Origin of the sequence: Synechococcus sp. B60.1, from assembly GCF_047462555.1 — a bacterium.
Lineage (GTDB): Bacteria > Cyanobacteriota > Cyanobacteriia > Thermostichales > Thermostichaceae > Thermostichus.
Map to the genome: position 1 here is coordinate 1 of NZ_JANSJN010000050.1, position 19,679 is coordinate 19,679.

General features: G+C 60.8%; 19 protein-coding genes and 1 pseudogene. 7 read left to right on the plus strand and 13 right to left on the minus strand.

Features of this window, described 5'->3' with window-relative positions:
* On the plus strand, window positions 1-1,590 hold a 1,590-nt coding region (locus NW863_RS07165), incomplete at its 5' end, for an ABC transporter permease (RefSeq protein ID WP_414365548.1).
* Window positions 1,591-1,640: 50 nt separating this feature from the next.
* Here the strand turns inward: NW863_RS07165 and NW863_RS07170 are convergent.
* The 8 genes from NW863_RS07170 to NW863_RS07205 all read right to left on the minus strand — a co-directional run bounded on the left by NW863_RS07170 (window position 1,641) and on the right by NW863_RS07205 (window position 7,490).
* On the minus strand, window positions 1,641-2,585 hold the full coding sequence (locus NW863_RS07170; RefSeq protein WP_414365549.1) for a F0F1 ATP synthase subunit gamma: 945 nt from the start codon (window positions 2,583-2,585) through the stop codon (window positions 1,641-1,643).
* 60 nt (window positions 2,586-2,645) lie between these two features.
* Entirely contained in the window at window positions 2,646-4,166 is a 1,521-nt protein-coding gene (gene atpA, locus NW863_RS07175; RefSeq protein WP_414365550.1) for a F0F1 ATP synthase subunit alpha, read from the minus strand.
* Window positions 4,167-4,227: 61 nt separating this feature from the next.
* A complete protein-coding gene (gene atpH, locus NW863_RS07180) occupies window positions 4,228-4,776 on the minus strand; it encodes an ATP synthase F1 subunit delta (RefSeq protein ID WP_414365551.1) in 549 nt (182 codons plus the stop codon).
* A gap of 19 nt (window positions 4,777-4,795) precedes the next feature.
* Window positions 4,796-5,356, minus strand: a complete 561-nt coding sequence (locus NW863_RS07185; RefSeq protein WP_414365564.1) for a F0F1 ATP synthase subunit B — start codon at window positions 5,354-5,356, stop codon at window positions 4,796-4,798.
* A 35-nt stretch (window positions 5,357-5,391) separates the two neighbouring features.
* Window positions 5,392-5,865, minus strand: coding sequence for a F0F1 ATP synthase subunit B' (locus tag NW863_RS07190; protein ID WP_414365552.1), 474 nt, complete (start codon window positions 5,863-5,865; stop codon window positions 5,392-5,394).
* 87 nt (window positions 5,866-5,952) lie between these two features.
* Window positions 5,953-6,198: an ATP synthase F0 subunit C gene (gene atpE, locus NW863_RS07195; RefSeq protein ID WP_011430931.1), complete on the minus strand. Its 246-nt coding sequence runs from the start codon at window positions 6,196-6,198 to the stop codon at window positions 5,953-5,955.
* Between the two features lie 213 nt (window positions 6,199-6,411).
* On the minus strand, window positions 6,412-7,158 hold the full coding sequence (atpB, locus tag NW863_RS07200; protein ID WP_414365553.1) for a F0F1 ATP synthase subunit A: 747 nt from the start codon (window positions 7,156-7,158) through the stop codon (window positions 6,412-6,414).
* Between the two features lie 5 nt (window positions 7,159-7,163).
* Window positions 7,164-7,490 (minus strand): hypothetical protein, encoded by a 327-nt coding sequence (locus tag NW863_RS07205; protein ID WP_414365554.1) that lies wholly within the window; start codon window positions 7,488-7,490, stop codon window positions 7,164-7,166.
* Window positions 7,491-8,069: 579 nt separating this feature from the next.
* On the opposite strand from NW863_RS07205, the gene NW863_RS07210 reads away from it, so the two are divergent.
* On the plus strand, window positions 8,070-8,645 hold the full coding sequence (locus NW863_RS07210; RefSeq protein WP_414365555.1) for a DUF3177 family protein: 576 nt from the start codon (window positions 8,070-8,072) through the stop codon (window positions 8,643-8,645).
* Window positions 8,642-8,956, plus strand: a complete 315-nt coding sequence (locus NW863_RS07215; RefSeq protein ID WP_414365556.1) for a hypothetical protein — start codon at window positions 8,642-8,644, stop codon at window positions 8,954-8,956. Before NW863_RS07210 ends, NW863_RS07215 begins: the two co-directional genes overlap by 4 nt.
* A gap of 13 nt (window positions 8,957-8,969) precedes the next feature.
* Here NW863_RS07215 and gpmI read toward each other — a convergent pair whose 3' ends face one another.
* From gpmI to mnmE, 4 genes are all read right to left on the minus strand, one after another.
* Window positions 8,970-10,562, minus strand: coding sequence for a 2,3-bisphosphoglycerate-independent phosphoglycerate mutase (gene gpmI, locus NW863_RS07220; protein WP_414365557.1), 1,593 nt, complete (start codon window positions 10,560-10,562; stop codon window positions 8,970-8,972).
* Window positions 10,563-10,735: 173 nt separating this feature from the next.
* Window positions 10,736-11,260, minus strand: coding sequence for a tetratricopeptide repeat protein (locus NW863_RS07225; RefSeq protein ID WP_414365558.1), 525 nt, complete (start codon window positions 11,258-11,260; stop codon window positions 10,736-10,738).
* A 39-nt stretch (window positions 11,261-11,299) separates the two neighbouring features.
* A complete protein-coding gene (gene dps / locus NW863_RS07230; protein ID WP_414365559.1) occupies window positions 11,300-11,800 on the minus strand; it encodes a DNA starvation/stationary phase protection protein Dps in 501 nt (166 codons plus the stop codon).
* 117 nt (window positions 11,801-11,917) lie between these two features.
* On the minus strand, window positions 11,918-13,297 hold the full coding sequence (gene mnmE, locus NW863_RS07235) for a tRNA uridine-5-carboxymethylaminomethyl(34) synthesis GTPase MnmE (protein ID WP_414365560.1): 1,380 nt from the start codon (window positions 13,295-13,297) through the stop codon (window positions 11,918-11,920).
* A gap of 156 nt (window positions 13,298-13,453) precedes the next feature.
* Here mnmE and glgP point away from each other — a divergent pair, with 156 nt between their 5' ends.
* The 4 genes from glgP (at window position 13,454) to NW863_RS07255 (ending at window position 18,731) form a co-directional block, all read left to right on the plus strand.
* Window positions 13,454-16,054, plus strand: coding sequence for an alpha-glucan family phosphorylase (gene glgP, locus NW863_RS07240; protein ID WP_414365561.1), 2,601 nt, complete (start codon window positions 13,454-13,456; stop codon window positions 16,052-16,054).
* Window positions 16,055-16,388: 334 nt separating this feature from the next.
* Entirely contained in the window at window positions 16,389-17,444 is a 1,056-nt protein-coding gene (locus NW863_RS07245; RefSeq protein ID WP_414365562.1) for a tetratricopeptide repeat protein, read from the plus strand.
* Window positions 17,445-17,568: 124 nt separating this feature from the next.
* Window positions 17,569-18,093 (plus strand): acetolactate synthase small subunit, encoded by a 525-nt coding sequence (gene ilvN / locus NW863_RS07250; RefSeq protein WP_011430944.1) that lies wholly within the window; start codon window positions 17,569-17,571, stop codon window positions 18,091-18,093.
* Window positions 18,094-18,137: 44 nt separating this feature from the next.
* Window positions 18,138-18,731 carry a hypothetical protein gene (locus tag NW863_RS07255; protein WP_414365563.1) on the plus strand — a complete coding sequence of 198 codons (594 nt, stop codon included), beginning with the start codon at window positions 18,138-18,140 and terminating at the stop codon, window positions 18,729-18,731.
* A 624-nt stretch (window positions 18,732-19,355) separates the two neighbouring features.
* On the opposite strand, the pseudogene NW863_RS07260 reads toward NW863_RS07255, so the two are convergent.
* Window positions 19,356-19,679, minus strand: a pseudogene (locus NW863_RS07260) (hypothetical protein); the annotation flags it as partial.

Here is a 19,679-nt window from a genome sequence, read left to right on the forward strand (position 1 = left end):
CTGACGGTTCTCCTCAGCCTTTTTGCTGATGAGCGGCAGGTTTGGGAGCACTTGACCGACACGGTCTTGGGGCTGTACGTGCGCAACAGCCTGCTGATGATGGTGGGGGTGGCGCTGGGAGTCATCCTGGTGGGCAGCGGCACTGCCTGGCTGGTGACAATGTGCGAATTCTGGGGGCGGGCCTGGCTAGAGTGGATGCTGGTGTTGCCCCTGGCGACTCCTACTTATGTGTTGGCCTACGCTTACACTGACTTTTTGCAAGTAACCGGCGGCTTCCAGACCTGGCTGCGGCGGGTTACCGGCTGGGGGATCGGCGACTACTGGTTCCCCAACATTCGCTCCTTGTGGGGGGCGATCCTGCTGCTCGTCCTCACCCTCTACCCCTATGTGTATCTCTCGGCACGGCTGGCCTTCCAGGAACAGTCGGTGGCCTGTTTGGAGGTGAGCCGCTCCTTGGGCTACGGACCCTGGGCCAGCTTTTTCCGGGTGGCCTTGCCCTTGGCCCGGCCGGGGATCGTGGCCGGCTGTCTGCTGGCTTTGATGGAGACCCTGAACGATTTCGGCACCGTCAGCTATTTTGGGGTCGATACCTTTACTACCGGCATCTACCGCACCTGGACAGCTCTGGGCAATCCTGTGGCAGCAGCTCAGCTTTCAGCGCTGCTTTTGCTGTTGGTGTTGCTACTGATGGCCCTGGAGCAGTTTTCCCGCCGGCGGGCGCGCTACTATCGCCAAGGATTCAAGCCAAACCCAAGTCGTTATCCCTTGCACGGGATCCGGGGGGTGGGAGCGTGGCTGGCCTGTGGGATCCCGATTGGGCTGGGCTTCGTTATCCCTGCCCTGATCCTGCTCCATATGACCCTGCGCCAGGGGGAGTTGGGCCGCCGCTTTTGGAGCTACGCCCAGAACAGCTTCCTCCTGGCCACGCTCACAGCAGTGATTGCCGTTTCGGTGGCGGTGGTGGTGCTGTACGGTTTGCGGCTACAGCGGGCCTGGGGCCTGCGGCTGGCGGTGCGGCTATCTTCCCTGGGCTACGCGCTACCGGGCGTGGTGATTGCAGTAGGAGTTCTGATTCCCCTGGGGCAACTGGATCAACTGCTGAGCTACTTGCGGCAGGCGCTCTTTCAACAGCCGCCCGGTCTGGTAATCAGCGGCACTATTTTAGCGTTGGTGTTTGGCTATCTGGTGCGCTTTTTGGCGGTGGCTCTGTCCACCGTCGAGGCGACGCTAGCGCGCATTCCTCCCAGCCTGGACGAGGCAGCCCGCAGCTTGGGGCAGGGATCCCTGGGCACCCTGTGGCGGGTGCACCTGCCCCTGATGGGAGGCGGGATCCTGGGAGCGATGCTGCTGGTGTTTGTAGATGTGATGAAGGAGCTGCCGGCCACGATGGTGTTGCGGCCCTTTAACTTCGATACCTTGGCCGTCCACACCTACCGCATGGCTGCCGACGAACGCCTGGCCGAGGCCGGCGCCCCCGCCTTGGCGATTGTCCTGGTGGGGATTTTGCCGGTGATCCTGCTCAACGCCCAGATAGCCCAGCGACGCAATCTAGGCTCCTCAAATAAAACGTCTCCCTACGTCCTTCCCTAACTCCCCTCTCCCAGAGGGAGAGGGGTTGGGGGTGAGGGTGGGAGAGAAGTTCATAGGGCCTCAGCTCCGGCAACGACCTCCAGGATCTCCTGGGTGATAGCCGCCTGCCGAGCTTTGTTGTAGGCAAGGCCCAGTGTGCGGATGAGTTCGCTGGCGTTGTCGCTGGCATTGTTCATGGCCGTCATGCGGGCCGCCAACTCGCTGGCCGCTGCTTCCTGCAAAGCCCGCAACAACTGGTTGTTCAAGTACAGCGGCAGCAGCGCGTCCAAAATCTGCACCGGATCCTGCTCGAAGATCATGTCTGGCGGCGGGGCTGAGACAGGAGCAACGATCTTGCTGCGCTCGACCGTGAACTCTCCCCCCCGCACCAGCAGGTTAAAAATCTCGTCGTCGCGGGCAGCCAGGCGCGTGGGATCCAGAGGTAGCAGCGATTGCACCACCGGACGGGAGCTAATCAGCGAGACAAAGCGGGTGTAGATCAGCTCCACCTTGTCTACTTTCTCGGACAGGAAAGCGGAGAGGAGCTGATCCCCTATTTGCGCAGCTTCCGCCGCCGTAGGAATCTGCGACAAGTTCACGTAGGTCTTGGCAATGGGAGCGGAGCGGCGCTGAAAATACTGCACCACCTTGCGGCCCACCAGGTAAAGCTGCACCTGCAGCCCCGTCTGCTGCAGCTCGCGCACCCGCTCCTCGGTGCGCTTGATAACGTTGGCATTGTAAGCACCGCACAGGCCCCGATCCCCAGCCACCACCAACAGGCCCACCGTTTCAATGGGCCGCTGCTTCAGCAGAGGCAACTCGACATTTTCCAGCCGCAACCGCGTTTGCAGCCGATAGAAAACCTGGGCTAGGCGGTCGGCAAAGGGACGGGTGGCCATCACCTGCTCCTGGGCCCGTCGCACCCGTGCTGCCGCCACCAGGCGCATGGCCTCTGTAATCTTGCGGGTATTTTTCACCGCCTTGATGCGATCGCGAATCCGCTTTAGGTTTGCCATAACCGATCCCCTCTGCTGTGGTTACTGGATGGGGATCCCCAAAGCAGGGATCCCCGGCAACTAAGCCGCCTTGGCCAGGAAGCTCTGTTTGAACTCCGTGATGGCGGTTTTCAAGATCTCTTCCGCCTCTTCAGTGAGTTGCTTTGTGGAGAGGACGATCTCGCCATACTTGGGATGGGTGGTGCCCAAGTAGGACAGCAGGCCCTGCTTGAAGCTGGAGACTTTCTCCACCGGAATGTCGTCCAAATACCCCCGCGTCCCGGCGTAGATAATCGCCACCTGCTGATCCAAAGACAGGGGCGAATATTGCGGCTGCTTGAGGATCTCCTGCAGCCGTTGGCCGCGGGCCAATTGCTTCTGGGTGGCCTCGTCCAGATCAGAGGCAAATTGGGCAAAGGCTTCCAGATCCCGATATTGCGCCAGTTCCACCTTGATCGAGCCGGCCACTTTCTTCATCGCCTTGGTCTGGGCCGCCGAGCCGACGCGGCTGACAGAGATGCCAACGTTGATGGCGGGGCGAATACCGGCGTTGAACAGATCCGACTCCAAGAAGATCTGCCCATCGGTGATGGAGATAACGTTGGTGGGAATATAGGCCGACACGTCGTTGGCCTGGGTTTCCACAATCGGCAGCGCCGTCATGGATCCCTCGCCCAGCCGGCTGTTCAGCTTGGCCGCCCGCTCCAGCAACCGCGAGTGCAGATAGAACACATCCCCTGGGTAGGCTTCCCGACCGGGCGGACGCCGCAACAGCAGCGACATCTGCCGGTAGGCCACCGCCTGCTTGGAGAGGTCGTCGTAGACCACCAAAGTGTGCTTACCCTGGTACATAAAGTACTCGGCAATGGTGGCGCCACAATAGGGGGCCAGCCACTGCAGCGGGGCCGGGCTGTCAGCGCCGGCAGCCACCACAATGCTGTAGTCCATTGCCCCTCGCTCAGTTAGAACGCCCACCACCTGGGCGATGGTGCTCTGCTTCTGGCCAATGGCTACGTAGATGCAGATCACATCCTGCCCTTTCTGGTTCAGGATCGTGTCCACGGCAACGGTGGTCTTGCCGGTTTGGCGGTCGCCGATGATCAGCTCCCGCTGCCCCCGCCCGATGGGGATTAGAGCGTCAATGGCGGTGATGCCGGTTTGCAGGGGCTCGTACACGGAGCGGCGATCGATAATGCCGGGGGCCGGGGACTCAATGAGGCGCGTCTCGGTGCAGTGAATCGGCCCTTTGCCGTCGATGGGGTTGCACAGGGGATCCACCACGCGGCCCAGCAGGGCTTCGCCCACCGGGATGCTGGCAATTCTGCCCGTGGCTTTGACGGTGGATCCCTCTTGGATGTTGCGCCCGGAGCCAATCAGCACCGCGCCGACGTTGTCTTCCTCCAGGTTGAGGGCAATGCCCACAGTGCCATCTTCGAACTCCAGCAGCTCGCTGGCCATCACCTTCTCCAGGCCGTAGATGCGGGCAATGCCGTCTCCCACCTGCAGGACGGTACCGACATTGGAGATCTGCATCTCCTGGTTATACTGTTCGATCTGCTGCTTGATGATGGTACTGATCTCGTCTGGGCGAATCGTAGGCATAGCAGTCCTCTCAACGGAATAGGAAGGGATCCAAAATTATTAAGGAAAACGTTGGGCCAATTTAGGCCAACTGCAGCGCCAGCCGACGCAACTGGCCGCGCAAGCTGAGGTCGATCACCTGGGAGCCGATCTTGATGATCACCCCACCCAGCAGTGTGGGATCTTGGGCAATCTGGAGCTCCACACCCCTGGCCTGCGTGAAGTCTCTTACCCGCTCGCGAATCGACTGCTGTTGCGCTTCCGTCAGGGGTACCGCCGTGGTCACCTCGGCCAGGACGATATTTTGGAGCTTCCGCTGCAGCTCCAAGAACCGCCGGCAGACGGCCTCGAGGAACATGATACGGCGACGGTCGCTCAACAGCTTAAGAGCGTTCAGCAGCAGGGGGTGGATCTGGTCGGCAAACACCTGCTGCAGCAGGTTTTTCTTGGCTTCCGCCTTGATCAGGGGGCTGGCGAGGAATTGGCCCAGCTCCGGCGTGGCCTGCAGAACCGCGGCCATGAAACGGATGTCGGCCTCAAAGGTATCCATTAGCCCCTGAGCAGAGGCAAGAGAAACCAGGGCTTCGGCGTAGGGATCGACCACCTTGGCGGCCATGGTGCGGCTGATCATGCTTTTCCCTTCCTCCTCCTTAGCGGGCAATCATCTGGATCCCTTGTTCAATCAGGCGCTGGTGAACCTGCTCGTTGAGGTGCTGCGGCAGCTCCTGCTCCACCTTGCGCAGGGCTTGGCGCACAATCTGGCGGCGCAGCTCCTGGACAATTTGCTCTTGTTCGGCAGAGAGGTCCCTTTCGGCGTTGGCGCGCAGCCGCTCGATCTCCCGCTCCGCCTGCTGCAACAGCTCCTGCCGGCGGGCTTCCGCGTTGGCCTCCGCCTGTTTGCGAATGCGCTCCGCCTCCTGCTGAGCCTGCGCCAGCTTTTGTTGTTCCTCCGCCAGCCTCTCGATCGCCTCCTGCTTGCGCTGCTCCGCCTGGCGCAGCTCCTCGAGGATACCTTCTCGCCGCTTGGCCAGAGCTTCCCCCACCACCCGGCGCCCCAAAATGTACAGCAAGGTGAGGATAATGGCGATGTTGATTAAGTTGCTTTCCAGAATCGCATCCAGGATCCCCTTTTCTGCAGAACCCTCAGTGGCTTCCGTAACCGGCTCGGCCACGGCCAAAAGCCAAGCGGGCACCAGGCTCCACACCAGCATCACGCGCTACTCCCAAGGAATGTTCAACCGGCTACTTAACGGGCGCTGCCCAACAGCTTCTCGGTGATCTGGGCAGCAATGGTATCTACTTGCTGCTGCAATTGTTGGAGGGCCGCCTGTTTCTCTTGCTCGATCTGCAGCCGCGCCGCTTCCAACTTGGCTTGCATCTCCGCCTGTGCCGCCGCTAGCTTCTCCGCACGGATGCGGGCTGCAGCCGCTTCCGCCTCGGCGATCACCTGCTGCGCCTGTAGGCGGGCCTTGCCGATCTCAGCCTCGTACTGGCGGGTCAGAGCCATCGCCTTGTCCAACCACTCCTGGGCCTCCGCCTGGGTGGCGCGGATGTAGTCGTTGCGGCTGTCGATGACCCGAGTAACCGGCTCGTAGAAGAGGGAGTTGAGCACGGCCACCAGCAGCAAAAATTGGACGGCAATGATGGGCAAGGTGGCATCCAGATCGAAGAGGCCATTTTTCTCAGCCACTTCGACGGCCAACAGGGTTGAACAGATCATGGGCTCCACCACCAGAAACGGGATCTGAGATCGAGCAAGAAAGGGGGCAAGACCCCAGCTCTCGGCCTGGGCCGCCCCCAGAAGGCATTAAGCGAAGGGGTTGGCGAACAAGAGCACCAGCGCCACCACCAGGCCATAAATGGTCAGCGCTTCCATGAAGGCCAGGCTAACCAACAGGTTGCCGCGGATTTTGTCTTCTGCTTCCGGCTGACGGGCCAGCCCTTCCATAGCGGCGGCGGCAGCATTCCCCTGGCCCAGCCCCGGGCCCAGGGATCCCAGGCCAATCGCCAGAGCAGCAGACAACACAGAAGCAGCAGAGGTTAACGGATCCATAGTGAGATGCTCCTTGTCAGTACAAAACAAATTGTTGGCAACAGCGCCTTTTGACTTTGAGGTGATCTGGCCTGAGTAGCCGAACCGATCGCCTCTTTGTCGGTGGCCTCTCGGCCCCAACAAACCTTACCAGAGAAGGGATCCCTTGCAACGACCCATTGGAGAGATTTTGAGAGCTGGGCCCTGAACTCAGCGGTTGGCCCAACTCCTGGGTCAATCGTGGTGATCCCCTCCCCCGTGACCTTCCAGCGCCTCTCCAATGTAAGCAGCTGAGAGGGTGGAGAAGATCAAAGCCTGAATGGCCCCCGTAAATAGAAATAGGATCATCACCGGCACCGGGATCAACAACGGCACCAGCAACACCAACACCGCGATCACCAGCTCCTCTGCCAAGATGTTGCCGAACAGACGGAAGCTCAGCGAGAGAGGCTTGGTGAAATCTTCCAGGACATTGATGGGCAACAGAACTGGCGTGGGCTCGATGTACTTCTTAAAGTAAGCCAGCCCACGCTTGCTAATGCCGGCTACAAAATACATGACACTGGTGAGCAGCGCTAAGCCGGCGGTGGTGTTGATGTCGTTGGTGGGAGAGGCCAGCTCTCCTTCCGGCAGGGGAATTAGCTTCCAGGGGAAGAGGTTGCCCATCCAGTTGGAGACAAAGATGAACAAGAACAAGGTGCCAACATAGGGCACCCAGGGCCGGAAGTTTTTCTCACCAATCTGGGCACGGGCAATGCTTTGGAGAAACTCCAGGGTGTACTCGATAAAGTTTTGCAGACCAGCGGGCTCCCGCTGCAGTTGACGAGTCCCCAACAGCACCACGGTCAAGATCAGGGCGATGGCAATCCAACTGGCAATCAAAACTTGCCCGTGAACGGTGAATTTGCCCAGGTGCCAATAGAGGTGATGGCCGACCTCAAGTTCTGCTAGCAGAGGAGGAGAGGAGAAGAACAGATTCATGAGCATCACACAGAAGAAGACGAACGGGTCAAGGTCTGAACAAGATAAATCAGCAGGGTGACCTTATAGGTCATGAACCCCAAGAAAATGGGCAAAACCTGCAAAGACTTCACCTGGGTGGCCAGGACGATCAACCCGACAAACAAAGCCAAGCGCGTCACGCCCAGCCGGCTGCGACTTTTGCCCAGTTCCGCGACGCCGCGGCCCAGCATGCGCAGATAGACTACGCCAACGATTGCCCCCAGCAAATAGTTGGCAGCCACCGCCAGTGAGTAAACCAAAGCCACTCCCACCGCAATGGCTAGGCTCACCCCCAGGGTGACCAGCGCCAACCATAGCTGCAGCGCTTCATAGCTCCTGCCTGCCGTGGTCGCCTTCTCCCCCAAACCCGCTTTGCCCGGGGCAAGCGACGGCTGCGACGCACTCTGGCAGTCCAGACCCGCCTTCTGCTGGGGCGGAGACGGCGCCTCCTCTAGGGGCGGCAAAGGCTTGGGCTTCCACGGGGTCGCCTTCCAACGGGCAGGACTGTGGGAGAGGAGTCGGGAAGAACGTGCCATGGGAGTGAGGTCACCACCTCTGAGGATCTGGCCTTAACCCAAAATAACACGACTAAGTAACAATACTTAACGAGTTGGGCCGGGCCAGGACGGGATGGAACCTTGCAACTATCGCCTCGAAAGACAACTAGCCCTTCGACAGACGGAGATGTTCCTTTAAGAATCTACCACCTTCACGGATTGACAACGGCAAAAATGGAAAACTTTCTGAAAGCCCTCGGATGTAAAGTTTTGCCTGGGGTGGCCGAGAAGCTGCAATGTTCTGTTACCTCCTGTTGTTTTGAGGTGGATCCCGCCGACCCTGCCGCTCTATATACTATGGGGCAGTGAGAACAAAGGGCGAGGACGATCCCCGTGAGTTGGCTGGTCAAGGCAATCTGGGTGGACTACAGCTTGGCCGTGGCGCTGACGGTGCTGCTGCCGTTGGCTCTCCTAATTTGGGCTTTTGCGGTGGGGTTACGTCCTCTGATTCAGCTCTTGATCGTTTACTGGCGGGTGTCCAGCCTCTTGGCGGTGACGGTGTATTTGATGATTGGTGGCCTGCCCATCAGCTTCTTGAGCGGGGCGATGGCGCGGCTCTTGATCCCGGTCTGCCTGTGGTTCTGGCAGGATTGGAGCACTGCTCTCAGGCAGTCGAGAAGCTGGGCGGCACGAGCTTTTTTGCTCTGGCGGTGGGCTGTAACCGGTTACATGGGGGCCGGGATCCTCTTTTCGGGAGCCTTCGTGCCTTGTGCCTTCCGGGCTTCTCTGTCGTCAGAGTGTCGAGCTTGGTTTGAGCCGCCGCTGGGGTTTCGAGAGATTTTCCATCCCAATGTGCCGCCGGAGCTGCTGGGGAGCGTGGGGGCTTGGGGCTTGGTGGCCTACCTGCTCTACAGCGTTTACTTTGTCTGGCGGCTGCGGCCCGGTGCAGACAAGGGGGAGCTGGCATGAGTGCTCTGCCCTGGCCGCTGGCTTTGGAGCGCTACAGCCAGGCTCATCCCCAGGAAGTGCTGCGGGTGGAGGTAGAAAGCGAGGGAGAAGCTGATTTGGTGCTAATCTACCGCGGCTACAGCAGCTCCCTGCGGCGGGCCACGCCCCCCGATCCGGAAGTGGCGGTGATCCCCCCCCAGGCTCGCTTTTTGCAGCTGGAGCGCCTGAGCGCCCCTTATCACCCTGAGCGCTCGCAGGTTTTGGCCCTCTACCGCAACTGGGAGGAGCTGAAGGCTTGGCTGGCCCAGGCAGGGATCCTAGTGGCCGAGTGAGCAATTCCCGGTCTCAGCGCCCTACTGGACTGGGCTGGCGCTGCAGGATGGTGTATTCTGCCGGCTGCAGAAGAGATTGCCCTGTCATCTCTGGCGGCTGAGGTAGGCCTAGGATCTCGAGCAGGGTGGGGCCGACATCGGCCAGGGTGCCGCCAGAGCGCAGCTTGACATCGCCACCGCGACCAGGGATCTTGCGCTTTTCCCCCTCCACCAGAATGCAGGGCACGGGGTTGGTGGTGTGGGCGGTCCAGGGGTTGCCCTGCTCGTCCCACATCAGCTCCGCATTCCCGTGATCCGCCAAGATTAAGGTGGTACCCCCCGCATCCGCCACCGCCGCCAGCAGACGGCCCAGGCAGCGATCCACCGTCTCCAGCGCCCGCACGGTGGCCTCGAAGTTGCCGGTGTGGCCCACCATGTCGGGGTTGGCGTAGTTGAGTACCACGAGGCTGTATTCGCGGCGGGCGATAGCTTCTATTGCCTTGTCGGTCACCTCCACCGCCGACATCTCCGGCGCTTGGTCATAGGTGGCCACCAGCGGGCTTGGCACCAAGATGCGATCTTCGCCGGGAAAGGGCTGCTCGATACCGCCGTTGAAGAAGTAGGTGACGTGGGCGTACTTTTCCGTCTCGGCAATGCGCAATTGCTTGAGGCCGGCCTCGCTCACCACTTGGCCCAGCAGGTGATCCAGGTTCTGGGGCTTAAAGAGCACCTGCACCGGCAAGGTCGGATCGTATTGCGTCATGGTGATGAAGGCGAGATCCGGAATCAGACGGCGCTGGAAACCGGAAAAGTCGGGGCAGACGAAGGCTTGGGTAAGCTGGCGGGCGCGATCCGGGCGGAAGTTGAAGAAGATGACTGCATCTCCCGGCTGCACCGCCCCCGGAGCCAGGCGAGTGGGTGGGATGAACTCGTCCGTGAGATCCTGGGCATAGAAAGCTTCCATCACCTCGGCGGCACTACGGCCACAGCCAGGGCCATCTTCTGTCATGATCTCGTAGGCTTTTTGGGTGCGCTCCCAACGGCGATCCCGATCCATGGCGTAGTAGCGGCCGCTCAGGGTGGCAATGACGCCATTGCCCAGCCATTGCAGCTCTTTTTCCAGGGCGGCCAGAACCCTGGCCCCGTCGCGAGGCAAGGTATCGCGGCCATCGGTGATGGCGTGGACATAGGCAGGGATCCGCGCCTGGGCCGCTAGTTTCAGCAAGCCGTAGAGATGGTCGATGTGGGAGTGAACCCCCCCCTCAGAGCAGAGACCAATGAAATGAAAACGGCCCCCCTGCTCCTTGAGCCGATGACAAACCTCCACCAAGAGGGGTTCCTGGAAGAGGGATCCCGTCTCGATGGCGTCGCTGATACGCACCAACTCCTGCGGCACCACCCGCCCCGCCCCGAGGGTCAGGTGTCCCACTTCTGAGTTGCCCATTTGCCCTGACGGCAGGCCCACGGCTCGCCCCGAAGCTTGAAGCAGAGTATGGGGGTAGGTAGCCCATAGGCTATCCACAACAGGGGTTCGGGCGGCCAGGACAGCGTTGCCATCAGGGGCCTCGCGATAACCCCAGCCATCCAGGATTACCAGAACCACAGGTGCCACCGATTGTGCATCCATGAAATGGCCTCTCGTTTTTTAAGACATAATACCAGCCCAGGCAACGCGGAAAAGCCTTCGGGTGACTTGAGTCACTCACCAATGTTTATGATGTTGTAATCTTAAAATCGATAGGCAAGCTGCCATAAGTATTTATACATATCTGCACAGACATCTATACAGATAAAACGTGGTCAGCCGCGGGGGCTGGGCTGCAAACGTCTGCGCAGGGATCCGGCGCGGCGCTTGGCAATGGCATTCTTTGGATCCAGTTTCAGCACCGTCTCGTAGGCCTCTAGGCCGGGGCCGTAGAGATTTTTCTTCTCGTAGGCATGGGCCAGGTTGTTCCAAGCGGTCACATAGCCGGGATCCGCTGCTACTGCGTCTTTGTAGTAGCGGATGGCCAGGTCGTACTGCCCCTGGCTGAAGTAGGCAAAGCCAAGGGCGTTGCAGACAGGGGGAATGTTCTCCCCGGCCACCTCTAGAGCTTTTTTGAGCTGGAGGATGGCCTGGTCGTAGAGGCGCTTCTGCAGATAGACGCTGCCCAGCTCATAGTGCTCCTGTGGGGATCCCTTGCCTTTGCTCAGGCGGGGCTGCAGCTCGCGGATGACTTTTTCCTGGGCCCGCACCCGCAGCACCTCACGCAGGACGAAGTAGCCCACCACGCTGAGGATACTGGTCAAAGCCACCAAGTAAAGGAGGGGAGCGTTGACGCCCATTTTGCCTATCCCGCTTGCCTTAGATTTGCCTCGCCAGCGTTACGCCTGCAGGTGAGCCTCGATGAACCAGAGATCTTTGTCGATCTGGCGCGAGATCTCGGTAAACAGGTCGGCGGTATCGGCATCCCCCAGCTCGGTGGTGCGGTCGATGTTGCGGCGGACAGCAGCCGCATACTGGCCGTAGCGGGCCGCCAAAGCCTGCAGGTGAGCCCGACCTTCCTCAGCCGTTAGGTCGTATTCAGGCAAGCTCGAGGTTTGGGCGACGATGCGAGCGGTACCGCGGGCGATGCCCCCCAAAGCCGTAACCCGTTCCGCCAGCATGTCTACGTAGTTCTCCAGGGTGCCGGCAAAGGTGTCGAACATCTCGTGCAGGGCGATGAAGTTCATGCCTTTGACGTTCCAATGGGCCTGCTTCACCTGGGTTTTCAGATCCAGCGTGTCGGCCAAGGACTGGTTGAGCAACTCCACCAGTTGCGCACGGGTCTCGGCCGGCAAGTCGATCTGGGTGGAGTAGAGACGGGTTTTTGCGGCGGTAACCATAGCCAACCTCCCAAGTTGTGTTTCCATTATCCGGGATCCGCTGCGGCCCTCGGCCTGCCGATTCCCGACTGAGCCCATACTAACACAAACTCAGAGTGAGTATGAGTTAGTAAGCACTTACTTGCCAATGCAGAAGCGGCTGAAGATCTGATCCAGCACCGCTTCGGAGATCTCCTCGCCGGTGATTTGGCCAAGGGCGTGCAGGGCGCTCCGCAGGTCGATGCTCCAGAAATCGAGGGGGAGCTGCGCCTGCATAGCCTGGATCACCTGTTCCAGGCTGGCTTGGGCCTGGCGGAGAGCGGCGGCCTGGCGCTGGTTAAGGCTCACCTCCAGGTTGGGCTGGGGCCGCCCCTGGGTAACAAGCTGCTCCAAGGCCTCTTCCAGCTCCGGGATCCCTTGGCCTTGGGCGGCAACGGCAGCGACACGGTAAGAGATCTCGGCGGGGAGGGGGATCCCGTCGGGGGGGGCGAGGTCGGTTTTGTTGATGACCAAGATGAGGGGGCGGTGGCGAATGGACTCGTAGATGGCGGCGTCGGCGTCCGTCCAGCCGGCTTGGGCGTCGATGACCAGCAGCAGCACATCGGCAGCTTGGGCTAGGCGTTGGGAACGCTCCACCCCCAGACGTTCCACGGGATCGTCGGTGGCGCGAATGCCGGCAGTATCCAAAAGCTGGACGGGGATCCCTCTCACCACCAACTGGGATTCCACCACGTCGCGGGTGGTGCCGGGCAGGTCGGTGACGATGGCGCGGTCTTGGCCCGACCAGGCGTTGAGCAGGCTGGACTTGCCGACATTGGGCCGCCCGACGATGGCCACCTTCACGCCGGTGCGCAGCAGTTGCCCCCGCTCGACGGTAGCCAGCAGGGCCTGCATCTGGGCCTGGATGGCTTGCAGCCGGGCCTGCCAAGCCGGGACATTCAGAGGGGGCAGATCCTCTTCAAAGTCGATGCGCGCCTCGATCTCGGCCAATAAGCCCAGCAGCTCCTGGCGCAGGGCGCGGATGGACTGTCCCAATTTGCCCTGCAGCCCCGCCAGCGCCATCTGGGCTGCCTGGGGGGAGCGGGCCGCCACCAGATCGGCCACACTTTCGGCCTGGGTGAGGTCGATGCGTCCGTTCAAGAAAGCGCGCAGGCTGAACTCCCCCGGCTGCGCCAGCCGTGCCCCTTGGCGCAGGCACTGCTGCAGCGTGGCCTGAACCACCATGATGCCGCCGTGACAATGCAGCTCCACCACGTCCTCGCGGGTATAGGAGCGGGGGGCCTGCATCCAGACGGCTAGGGCCTCGTCCAACCGCTGGCCCTTCTCATCGTGGATCCAGCCGTAGAGGAGGCGATGGCTCTCCCAGGTAGCGTTGCGGCGGGCGGGGGTAAAGATGGCCTGGGCAATGGCCAAAGCCCGCGAGCCGGAAAGGCGTACAATGCCAATGCTGCCCTGCTCGGGCACCACAGCGGTGGCAATGGCAGCAATGGTGTCGGCCAGGGGTGCAGTTAGATCCATATGTAACAAGGAATGCGCTATGCCTTGGTTCCCTGGAGGTGGCAGGTGGTACCTAGGCAGGATCCCGGCCTTCAACTCGAAAGAAGCTGTAAAAAACTGTGCTCTCCCGCCGAGGTCAGGGTAGCTTGGCAGTGGCGACCTGCACGCGTCCTAACTATGAAGCCGTTACGCACGTTTAAGGTTACTCCCTACCTGCCGGCTGCTCTGGAAAGTCTGCGCTTGCTGGCCTATAACCTGCATTTTAGTTGGAACGTGGAAACCCGCAGCCTGTTCCGGCGCATGGATCCGGATCTGTGGGATGCCTGTGGCCACAACCCGGTGGCTTTGTTGGGGCAGATCCGGCAGGAGCGGCTGGACGAGCTGGCGGAGGATCCCGGCTTTTTGGCCCAGTTGGAACGGGCCAGCCAACAGCTCCAGAGCTACCTGCAGGAAGACACCTGGTACCGCAAGTATCGCTCGGCCCAAGCGGTGGAAGGGGAGTGCTACGCCTATTTTTCAGCCGAGTTTGGGCTGGCCGATTGTTTGCCCATCTACTCAGGGGGCCTGGGGGTTTTGGCCGGGGATCACCTCAAGGCAGCCAGCGACCTAGGCCTGCCGCTAGTGGGCGTGGGCCTGCTCTACCAAAAGGGATATTTTCGCCAGTACCTCAACCCCGACGGCTGGCAGCAGGAGCGCTACCCTGTGAACGATTTCTTCAACATGCCCCTGGAGCTGCAGCGGGATGCGGAGGGCCGCGAGATTCGCATTGAGGTGGACTACCCCAAGCGCAAGGTGTTTGCCCGCATCTGGAAGGCGATGGTGGGGCGGGTGCCTCTGTATCTTTTGGACACCAACATCGAGCCCAACAGCCAGTACGACCAAGACATCACCGATGAGCTGTACGGCGGCGACCAGGACGTGCGCATCCACCAGGAGATCATGCTGGGCATCGGCGGCGTGCGGGCTTTGCGCGCCCTTGGCATCCATCCCACCGTCTACCACATGAACGAGGGGCACTCGGCTTTTTTGGCCGTGGAGCGCATCCGCCTGTTGATGCTGGAGCAGGGGCTGAGCTTTGAAGAGGCCTGGCAGGTGGCCAAGTCCAGCCAGATGTTTACCACCCACACGCCGGTACCCGCCGGGATCGACCTGTTCCCGCCCGACAAAATTGACTACTACCTCGGCTTCTACTACAGCCAGATGGGCCTGAGTCGGGAGCGCTTTTTGGCCCTGGGCCGCGAAAACACCGGCGACTTCCAGTCCCCCTTCAGCATGGCGGTGCTGGCCATCAACATGGCCTCGTTTGTCAACGGCGTCAGCAAGCTGCACGGGGCGGTCTCGCGCAAGATGTTCAGCCGGCTATGGCCCGGGATCCCGCTGGAGGAAGTACCGATTACCTCCATCACCAACGGGGTGCATGCCCGCACCTGGGTAGGGGAGGAGAACCAAGCTCTCTACGACCGCTACCTGGGGCCAGATTGGGCGGAGGCTCCTCCCTCGGATCCCCTGTGGCAGAAAGTGGATCGGATCCCGGATGGGGAGCTGTGGCGGGCCCACGAGCGCAGCCGCTCCCGCCTGATCACCTTCACCCGCGAGCGTCTGGTGGAGCAACTGCAAAAGCGGGCGGCCTCAGCGGTGGAAATTCAGTGGGCCTCTGAAGCCCTCAACCCGGAAGTGCTCACGATTGGCTTTGCCCGCCGCTTTGCCACCTATAAGCGGGCCACCCTCCTGTTTCACAACTTGGAACGGCTCAAGGCCTTGCTCAACCATCCCCGGTACCCAATGCAGTTTATCTTTGCCGGCAAGGCCCACCCCCGCGACAACCCAGGCAAGGAGCTGATCCGGCAAATTGTGCAGGTGTCGCGCCAGCCAGAGTTTCGCCAGCGGCTGGTATTTATCGAAGACTACGACATGTACGTCACCAGCCTGATGGTGGCCGGGGTAGATGTGTGGCTAAACACCCCCCTACGCCCCCGCGAGGCCAGCGGCACCAGTGGCATGAAGGCGGCGGCCAACGGTGGACAGAACCTGAGCATTTTGGATGGCTGGTGGGATGAGGCCGATTACTACCAGACCGGCTGGCCCATTGGCCGCGGCGAGGAATACGAGGATCGCGCCTACCAAGATGAGGTGGAGTCGAATGCCCTCTACGACCTGCTGGAACAAGAGGTTGCCCCTCTCTTCTACCAGCGCGGCAGCGATGGCCTGCCCCACGCCTGGATTCAGCGCATGAAGCAGGCAATTTGCCTCAATTGCCCCCGTTTCAGCACGCAGCGCATGGTACTGGAGTATGCCGAGCGGGCCTACATCCCCCTCAGTAACTACTTCGACCGCATGCGCCGCGATAACTTCGAGTCGGCTCGCCAGTTCACCCGCTGGCGCAATCATTTGCAGGAGAACTGGTACAACATTCGGGTCCTCAATGTCCAGATTGAAACCCCGAAGAAAGCTTCCGCCGCCGGCCTCCCCTCGGCGCAAGATGACCAAGTGGTGATGGCCCGGGATCCCCTTACGGTGACTGTCGAGGTGCGGCTGGGATCCCTGCAGCCGCAGGACGTGATCGTCCAGGCCTACCAGGGGCCGGTGGACGACAACGGCCAGATCCAGAACGGCCAGGCAACTCCCCTGCGCTACGTGGAGACGGTGGAGGATCGCGCCATCTTCTCCGGCCAGATTCGCTACGAGGCCAGCGGCCTACAGGGGCTGGCCATCCGCTTGTTGCCCTTTCACCCCGATATGCACGATCCCTATGAGCTGCGGCTGATGCTCTGGGCCTAGAATGCCGATTCCACCCAATAAGGAAACAGCAGGGATCCCCTTCCTTCTTATCTCGATCCAGCCTGAACGAAGAGAGATCCCCTAGGTTCGTAAAGCCCTGAGGTTCTGCTGACTTTGCTGAGCAACGCCCCCACGCTCTGCACTGGTTGGGTCTTCCACAGTACTAGGTGCTTGCTAAGGCCTCCGGCTCCCTGGCGCGATGGGAGAGCAACTAAAGCTGCCTTCGGGCTCTTCCGCCCCGCAGTGCGGGGCCACCAAGCTATCCCCCTGTGTTTCTCGCTGCCCAATCAGGCAGAATCAGAAAAACAGATTCAAACGGCTCCGGGTTGATGCCATGCTCAAAGCCCACGACTCTGCCGGTTTGCGCCTGTTGGTCGCGGCTGCCCTGCTGTTGGGGGGCCTGGCCAGTTGGCGGCAGGATCGCCTCTCGGCGGTGATGGGTCTGGCCAGTGCGGCAGCCATTTCTGCCTTCACCCGCCCCGCCATCTTGGCCTACAACCGCGGTCGCGAACGGTGGCTGAACCGGGATCTGATGGGGGCCGTCGAGCAGCTCAACCTGGCACTGCAGCTAGATCCCCGACTGGCCAACGCCCACCTTCTGCGGGGCCAAGTTTACCTCGAACTCGGCCAACTTCCCCAGGCGCTGGCGGACTTCGACCAGGCCACCCAGTTGGCCCCGCGCCGGCCAGAACCTTACCTTTACCGCGGCCTGATTCGCCAGTCGCAAGGGGATCTGCAGGGGGCAACGGCGGAGTTGACCGAGCTGGTGCGCCTACACCCCAACGCCCCCCACCACCTCCGCTTGGCCAACCTGCTCATGCAACAGGGATCCCTGCCTTCAGCTCTAACCCACCTGGACGAGGCCATTCGTCGGGATCCCACCTTGGCGCCCGCCTATGCCTGCCGCGCTACGCTGTACGGCTACCTGGGAGAATGGGAGACGGCTGTGGCCGATTGGTCGCAGGCCATCCGCTGGGATCCCTCTCCGGCCCATTACTATCGGCGGGGCGTTGCCTATGCTTGGGCCGATTGCTATGACGAGGCCATTGCCGACCTCAGCCGCAGCCTAGAGGCAGAACCCTGCCAACCCCACGTTCTCTACATCAGGGGCAATCTTCTCTACGAGCTGGGGGAGATCAAAGCTGCCCTCGACGATTACGACCAGGCCTTTCGCTTGGAAGCGGACGGCAACCTCGGGGATCCCGCCGACGAGTACGGCTTGTACGGTCGGGGGTTGGCCTACGAGAATATGGGAGATAGGGCAACGGCTATTTCCAGTTGGCAAGCTGCCTTGCAGGTCAGCCGCCAACACCACAACCTAGTTTTGCAGGAACAGGCGCATCGATCTTTGCGGCAGCTCCCGGACGGGGAGGCCGGATCCCTTGGCTAGCGATGTCGAAGGGATCCCCAGAGCTCCCGTCAGAACATTGCTGCGAAACTGGCGTAAAATTTGCTTATCGCCATCTTAATTCCACTGAGTATTTGGATTTTTCCTACCTCCTTCTGTGGCTGCCGTGAAACACACCCTCAGCGCTCTTGTGCAGGATCAGCCCGGGGTCTTAACCCGCATCGCCGGCATGTTTGCCCGTCGCGGCTTCAACATCGACAGCCTCACCGTCGGCCCTACCGAGCGGCCTGGCATCTCCCGCATCACCATGGTGGTGCAGGGGGATGAGCACGATGTGGAGCAGATGACCAAGCAGCTCTACAAGTTGATCGACGTGCTGAAAGTAACCGACATTACCCATGTCCCCTGTGTGGAACGGGAGCTGATGCTCGTCAAGGTCAACGCCAGCATCGAAACCCGCTCCGCCATTATGGACGTGGCGCAGATGTTCCGCGCCCGGATTGTGGATGTGGCGGAAGAGTCTTTGACTTTGGAAGTGACAGGGGATCCGGGCAAAATGGTGGCGATTATCAAGATGTTGACCAGCTTTGGCATTCGCGAGATCGCCCGCACCGGCCTGGTGGCTCTCACCCGCGAGTCGGGAGTCAATACCGAGTACTTGAAGCAGCACCCCACCGTGGCAGTCGTCTGAGGGGCTTGGCCACGATGCCAACAGGGATCGCTCAGGGGGAGGCCATGGCAAAACTGGAGAGAGGCCGGCGCCACAGGGGGCAGGCCCTGCGCAATAGCCTGCGTTGCCTGATGAGCCTCCTAGCTATTGGACTGTTGGGGTTACTGGGGGGCTGTGGCCCCCGTCCCCCCAAGCCGGTTGTGCAGCAGGCGCTGGCCTACCAGATCTCCCACCCGGCTGGGGCGGTTGCCTCTCTGGTGGGCGGCGACCGCTTGGCAGCCCGTCTGGAAGTGCAGGATGTCCAAATCCGTCAGGATCGCCGTGAACCCCTGCTGTTGGCCTCAGGAGAGAAACTGGAAGGCCACCACCTCAGCGGCACCTACACCCTAATTGTCAAGCCGCCGGGATCCCGCCGCCCCTACCGCCGCCAGGGGAATCCCTTCCGGCTCACCCTGGCCCACCAGAAGGCGCAAAGTTCCCCTTCCCCTGAGGAAGCAGAGCCCAAGACCCTGCCCGAACGGTGGCTATTGGCCCATCCCTCTCCCAATGCCAAGACCTGGGAGGTCATCGACTTTTTCCCTCAGCCAGCACCTCTGCCGGAGCTGCCTCTTGCCGAAGCAGACGCATCGACACAGCGGGGCAGCTGGGTAGCCCCCTAATTTAGTACGGGGCGGAAAAGCCCGTTCGCGTTAGCGGGACGGAGTCCTTGAGCGACTTGAGTCGCTCGCCAATGTAAGTACCCACCCCGGTGAAAGACCCGGACAGTGCTGTAAGTCAACAAGTGAGCGGAACCTTGAGACTGGGTTCCAAGGAACCGTCTAGGGGCGTCTTGAGAGCGCCTTTGCAAGTCTGTCTGTGGACTGCGTAAGACTCCCCCGACTAAAGTCGGAGGAGTGTCAACCCACTAGCCTTGACCCTCTCTCCCCTGCCATAGCTTGCTTTCGCGCAGGGGTAAGCCAGGGGATTCTTCTTAGCTTGTAGGAGTGCTCCCACATGAACTACCCCACCGCGTAGGCGGGTGGGGTTTCCTCACCCGCTTGACAGCAGAGCTTTTGTCTCTTCTTCTGCCCCAGTTGCTTCATAGATCCCGTGTACCGGGTCTCTGAAGTAGAGCTGAAGCATCCAAGACTCACGAGGCTGGTTCCCAACCCCGGTTGCTGATTAGTAGCAACGTTGTACAGTACCATCACCGTCCCCCTGTCCCGCGGTATCGCAAACCCACAGGCAGAACAGACATGGTAACGGTTACTGAGCTCTGCCCACTCCTTGTGAACAGCACCGCACTAAGGACTCCGTCCCGCTGACGCGAACGGACAGCGCTGAGACGGCTTGAGGGTTTGCGTGGGAAGAAACAAGACCAGACCACCTTTCTGCTCAATTTTGTAGGTCAGCATTTGGTTCAGCGTACCAAACCCCACCGACAAAATAGACTTGTTTAGTCCGGCCTTATGTTTCTTCCCTTTGCCCTTAGCTTGACGGGTCATGTTCTTGACGTTGAGCTTTAAGGACTCCGTCCCGCTAACGCGACCGGTTACCCCGATGTCATAACGACGCGCAATCTCTGAGGTAACCTTGTGTTGCCAGTCTTTACGCTGACGGGCAACTTT